This is a genomic window from Fibrobacter sp., assembly GCA_024398965.1.
GTDB lineage: Bacteria > Fibrobacterota > Fibrobacteria > Fibrobacterales > Fibrobacteraceae > Fibrobacter.
Map to the genome: position 1 here is coordinate 1 of JAKSIF010000089.1, position 5,162 is coordinate 5,162.

The window sequence follows — 5,162 nt, forward strand, 5'->3', positions numbered from 1 at the left end:
TCATAGTATATTTTTAGCCGTAATGTATTGCAAAGAGTCCCTCTGGCACTATAAAGAACTCCAAGCAAGAAATTGCCTGGAGTTTTCTTTTTTTACAAAAAATGTATGGGATGTATAAAGTATCACAAAATGTGAATAAATTTTTACTCATTGCTGTAAAATAATATATGTTCTAGGCAGGGACTATAGGGATTGCATTAATGAGATTGTTCGACGAAAAGAAACTTCTCAGATTCTTGCTGGTGTTTGCAAGTGTTTTTTTCGCTGTGTTTATTCCCGAATTCCTGGGTACGACAAGTAACCCGTTTTTGGTAATACCATACATTTTAGCTGATATTTTCCTTGTGATGGTAGCTGTAGGCTATCGTTTTCCTGTTGTCGGTAACAACAAGAAAATGCGCGAGGACATTGTTATAGAACCTCCTGCCACCACATCTACCGTGGCAGTTCGTGATTTCCATAAGGATCTTATTGAAAAAGATGAACTTCTCCAGATGATGGTAGATGTTTCTGCCAGTGCGTTCTGGACGTTCGATGTGGTTACGGGCAAAGTGTACTGGTCCAACAAGGCTGCCAAGCTTTTGCAAGTGAATGCAAACATGCTGGATGATAGCTTTAACGTCATAAAAAACAGTGTTGTTGATGGGGACTGGGATAGGTTCCGTGAGGCGATGAATGTGGCCCTTGAGATGGGAACGAATTTCACTGTTGAACTCTGCCTTAAAAAGTCTGAAGTGCACGGAAAAACCTTGTCGATTTCAGGAAATATCCAGAAGAATGACGAAGGACGTTCCATCCGAATTGTTGGCGCTCTCAGTGAAATCAAGAACGAGGAATCGACAGAACGCCAAAAGTTCTACGTTTACCAGGATTCGCTTACTGGCGTGTACAACCGTAAGTTTTTCCTGGAAAAACTGAAAACTGATCTTGATATCGCTCGCCAAAGGCCGGATTATCTGTTTGCCGTTGCTCTTTTGGATATCGATAGCTTTGGCGCTATCAACGCATCCTATTCAAGCAACGTAGGCGATAGCGTTTTGCAAGTGGTTGCCGACCGAATCAAGTCTCAGTGCCGATCCAACGATTCCATTGCTCGAATAGGCCCCGATGTATTTGCCGTAGTGTTGCACAATATCCAGAGTGGCGATGCTGATAGCGATATCCTTCCCATTGTCCGTCGGATTCATAACGCGGTAAAGATGCCTATCCAACTAGAAGGGCGAGAACTCTATATTAGCGCCTCCATGTCTGTTGCCCTCAATAGGGATGTAGATTGCGTTGAAGATATTCTTGCCAATGCTACGGCCAGCCTTCGAGAAATGAAGAAGAGCGTGAACCTGGGTGGCATCCAGTTCTTCAGCGGTGGTATTCGCGAAAAGGCAATGAAACTTTATAAGCTTGAGTTTGACATCCGTAAGGCAATCCAGGCTCAGGAATTTGTGCTGATGTACCAGCCGATTATTGATGTGACCAAGGGAAACAGGATTGCTGGCTTCGAGGCGCTTGTGCGTTGGAACCAGTCTGAAAGAGGTTTTATCTCTCCCGCAGAATTTATCCCTATTGCAGAAGAAACCGGCCTTATTATTCCGATGGGCGCCCAGATTTTGCGAATGGCTTGCGAGCAGGCCAAGAAGTGGGTGGACATGGGATATAAGGATATCCAGGTTGCTGTGAATTTCTCGGCGAAGCAGTTTGCCTTGGACAACCTGGTAGACGATTTAAAGAATGTCTTGCTAGAGACTCATCTGAATCCCCGGAATCTCAAACTGGAAATTACGGAATATACCGCAATCTTCGAAGCAGAAAAGACCATCCAGATTATGAAAGCCCTTTCCAGCATGGGGCTCCAGATTTCCATTGATGACTTTGGCACTGGCTATAGTTCTCTTTCGTACCTTAAGCGTTTCCCCATTCATACACTTAAGATGGACAAGTCCTTTGTGGATCATGTTGCCGACGAAGAAGAAGACGCTGCCTTTGCACGAATGGTGATTGGTATTGCAAGATCCTTGAATCTGGATTTGATTGCAGAAGGCGTCGAAACTAGGGAACAGCTTGAATTCTTGAAATCAGAGGGCTGTCGATTGATTCAAGGATTCTTCTTCAGTATGCCTCTGAATCCGGCAGATGCCCTGGCTTATCTTGAAAAGCATTACATACCTGAGGCAAGAGGGGTTCAAGCCGTCCTTTCATAAGGCGCTAGATTCCGTAACAGCGGCGGGTGTTTTCGCGGCAGTGCTTGTAGAGTTCTTCTACAGGCACGTTTTTTATATGGGCGAGCATTCTTGCAGTGTAGGGAATGTAGCCCGGGTGGCAAGTTTTTCCGCGGTGGGGGACAGGCGCCATGTAAGGGGTGTCTGTCTCCAGCAGGAGTTGATCCAGCGGGACTATTGCGGCGGCGTCGCGTACATTCTGGGCAGTCTTGAATGTGATGATTCCTGTAAATCCCACAAAGATATGGGCGTCAAGATCCAGGAGCCTTTGTACGAAGGGCGCGTCGCCGGTAAAGCAATGAACATGGATGTTCGTGTTGCGGAGGTCTGCGTTCTTCAGGACGGCGATGGCATCGTCGTCGGCTTCGCGGAGGTGTAGAACCAGAGGCTTTCCGGACTGCAGGCCCAGTTGCAGGTGCCGTTCAAAAAGCTTGACCTGTTTCGCCTTGTGCTCTGCGCCGTAGTGGTAATCTAGACCGAATTCGCCACATGCCACACACTTGGGATGCTTCAAAAGTTCAACAAGTCGTGCTTCGTCTTCTGGAGTCTCCGTCAGGACGCATTCCGGGTGTAGACCGTAGGCGGTATAGACGAATGGGTATTTTTCGGAAATTTCAATGGCTCCGTCAAAGCTCTTGGGGCTGCAAGCTACGTGGATGAATGCCTCGGGCATGCGAATCAAGCTGTCATCAGCCTTCTTGGGGCTGCTCCACATGGCATCTCCCTCGGGCAGGGGAGGAAGGGTGTCTAGGGTACCTGCAGCTTCCGCTGTAGCAGAGGCGGCACGGAGACGTTCAAAGAGGGAATCCAGGGATTCTCCGGAGAATTCCTCGTAGGCTTCAAGATGACAGTGGGAATCGATAAACATAAACAATGAATAGTGAAAAATGAATAATTAACAATGTCGTTAATCACGCCTACGGCGTCCTATAAAAAAGGTGCGGAGCGCGATTATATGTAATTGATAACTAAGGCGAGTGACGCGGCCAAGCTTGCTTGGACATTTCAGAGCCGGTTATCAAAACAACGTAGTTGGTAATTGTTCATTGTTAATCGTTAATTGTTAATTGTTAATTAGTAATTCACTTCCACGATTTCGTAGGTGACAAGTCCCTTGGGAACCTGAACTTGGACCTGTTCCCCCTGCTTTTTTCCCATGAGGGCTTCTCCTACAGGAGATTTCATGCTGATTCGCCCCTGCAATGGATCGATTTCCTTTTCGCCTACAATACTGTAGACTCGTTCTCGTTTTGTCTTTATATCGCGGAGTTTTACCGTGGCTCCGAAACGGATGCTTCCGTCATTTGTTGCCTGGCTTGCGACAATCTGTGCTCCGTCCAGGATTCGGTCCAGTTCGCGGAGACGACGGTCGATTTCGCGGACTCGCATACGTCCGTAGGTGTAGGCCGCATTTTCGCTACGGTCCCCTTCGGCAGCTGCAGCCTGTACCTGGTTTATCATGGCAGGACGTTCAACAAACTTCAGGTGTTCCCATTCTGCCTTGAATTTTTCAAAGCCTTCCTGTGATATAAGATGTTTCATGCTGTCAAATGTAGAAATTTCGCTAAGGGAGAATTTCGCACTTTTCGTTGATTATGAATTTTGCTATCTTTGGCGCACGATGAGTTTAATGGATCGGTTACCCAAAAGAAGGCAGGAATCCAAGTATAAGCGCCTGAGTCGCATATACTATAATCGCATGTTCCCCAAGAACCAGGATGCCATGCGTGTTGCCTGGTCTGTTTTTGCAGGTGTGTTTATCGGTATTTGGCCCACCATCGGTGTTGCCATTATTTTGACTGTTGCCTTCTGCGCCCTGTTCAAGTTGCCAAAGGTTCCTGGTGTGGTTTCCTCCTTTGTGGCCAATCCATTTACCCAGTTTGGGCTGTTCTACCCGGCAGGCTATTACATTGGTTGCCGCATTATTGAACCGGACAAGATAAACTTCGACTTTTTGTCCGAGATGGAAGGTTTGTCCTTCAAGAATTGTGTTGCGGTTATCAAGAATCTGGCTCAGAATGCTCCGGACCACCTAATTGCCTTCCTTATTGGCATTACAATTGTGGCTGCCATCGGTGGAGTCATCTTTTTTATTCTAGCTTATTTCATCGTAAGCCACCGTCGAAAGAAGTGGTTGGCCGCGAAGACTGGGTTTATACACAATCTTATCAGCGAAGACGAAGTTTTAATCAAAGAAGCTCACAAAGGAAAGAAACCTATGATGCACATCTATCCGTTCAAGGCTCTGCGCCCGGTTGACCCGGCCGAAGCCAAGAACATCTCCGCTCTCCCGTACGACGTGATGAACCGCGCTGAAGCCAAGGAAATGGCTCAGGGCCTTCCTCACTCCTACCTCCGCGTTACCCGTTCCGAACTGGAACTGGACGACAGCGTCGACGCTTATGACCCGAAGGTCTATGCTCATGCTCGCGAAAACCTGGACAAGATGATTGCCGATGGCGTTATCGCCCACGACAAGAAGGATTGCCTCTACATCTATCGCCAGACCATGAACGGTCGCGAACAGTACGGCCTGGTTTGCTGCGTTCCCGCAGAAGACTACTTCAATGGCATCATCAAGAAGCACGAACTGACCCGCGCCGACAAGGAAGAAGACCGTCTGCGCCATGTGCTCGGTACCAACGCCAACACCGGTCCGGTGTTCCTGACCTATCGCGACGAAGGCCAGTTCGAACTGCTGGCTGACGTGATCAAGACTGCTCCCACCTATGACTTCGTTACCGAAGCAGACGGCTTTGGCCACACTGTTTGGGTCATCGAAGACGATGCCAAGATCGCAGCCATCCGCAAGGCTTTCGAAGCTGTTCCTGTTAGCTATATCGCTGACGGTCACCACCGTAGTGCTGCAGGCGCCCGCGCCGCTAGCTTCCGTGCCGAAGAAGCCAAGAAGGCTGGCACCTACACTGGTGAAGAAGAATTCAACCGTTA

Annotated in this window: 4 protein-coding genes; 2 read left to right on the forward strand and 2 right to left on the reverse strand. The window is 48.1% G+C overall.

Annotated features, from left to right (window positions below; genetic code table 11):
* Nucleotides 1-200 precede the first annotated feature (200 nt).
* On the forward strand, nt 201-2,195 hold the full coding sequence (locus MJZ26_14520) for a bifunctional diguanylate cyclase/phosphodiesterase (GenBank protein ID MCQ2106991.1): 1,995 nt from the start codon (nt 201-203) through the stop codon (nt 2,193-2,195).
* Between the two features lie 4 nt (nt 2,196-2,199).
* On the opposite strand, the gene MJZ26_14525 is transcribed toward MJZ26_14520, so the two are convergent.
* Both MJZ26_14525 and greA read right to left on the reverse strand, forming a co-directional pair.
* On the reverse strand, nt 2,200-3,081 hold the full coding sequence (locus tag MJZ26_14525) for a TatD family hydrolase (protein MCQ2106992.1): 882 nt from the start codon (nt 3,079-3,081) through the stop codon (nt 2,200-2,202).
* Between the two features lie 206 nt (nt 3,082-3,287).
* Complete coding sequence (greA, locus tag MJZ26_14530; GenBank protein MCQ2106993.1) at nt 3,288-3,755, reverse strand: transcription elongation factor GreA; 468 nt, start codon at nt 3,753-3,755, stop codon at nt 3,288-3,290.
* Between the two features lie 88 nt (nt 3,756-3,843).
* Here greA and MJZ26_14535 point away from each other — a divergent pair.
* Nucleotides 3,844-5,162, forward strand: a 1,319-nt coding sequence (locus MJZ26_14535; GenBank protein ID MCQ2106994.1) for a DUF1015 family protein, incomplete at its 3' end; no start/stop codon positions are given.

Excerpts from the sequence above, each read along its gene's own strand:
- MJZ26_14520 (MCQ2106991.1), top strand. The coding sequence starts at position 201 with ATGAGATTGTTCGACGAAAAGAAACTTCTCAGATTCTTGCTGGTGTTT.
- MJZ26_14525 (MCQ2106992.1), bottom strand. The coding sequence starts at position 3,081 with ATGTTTATCGATTCCCACTGTCATCTTGAAGCCTACGAGGAATTCTCC.
- greA (MCQ2106993.1), bottom strand. The coding sequence starts at position 3,755 with ATGAAACATCTTATATCACAGGAAGGCTTTGAAAAATTCAAGGCAGAA.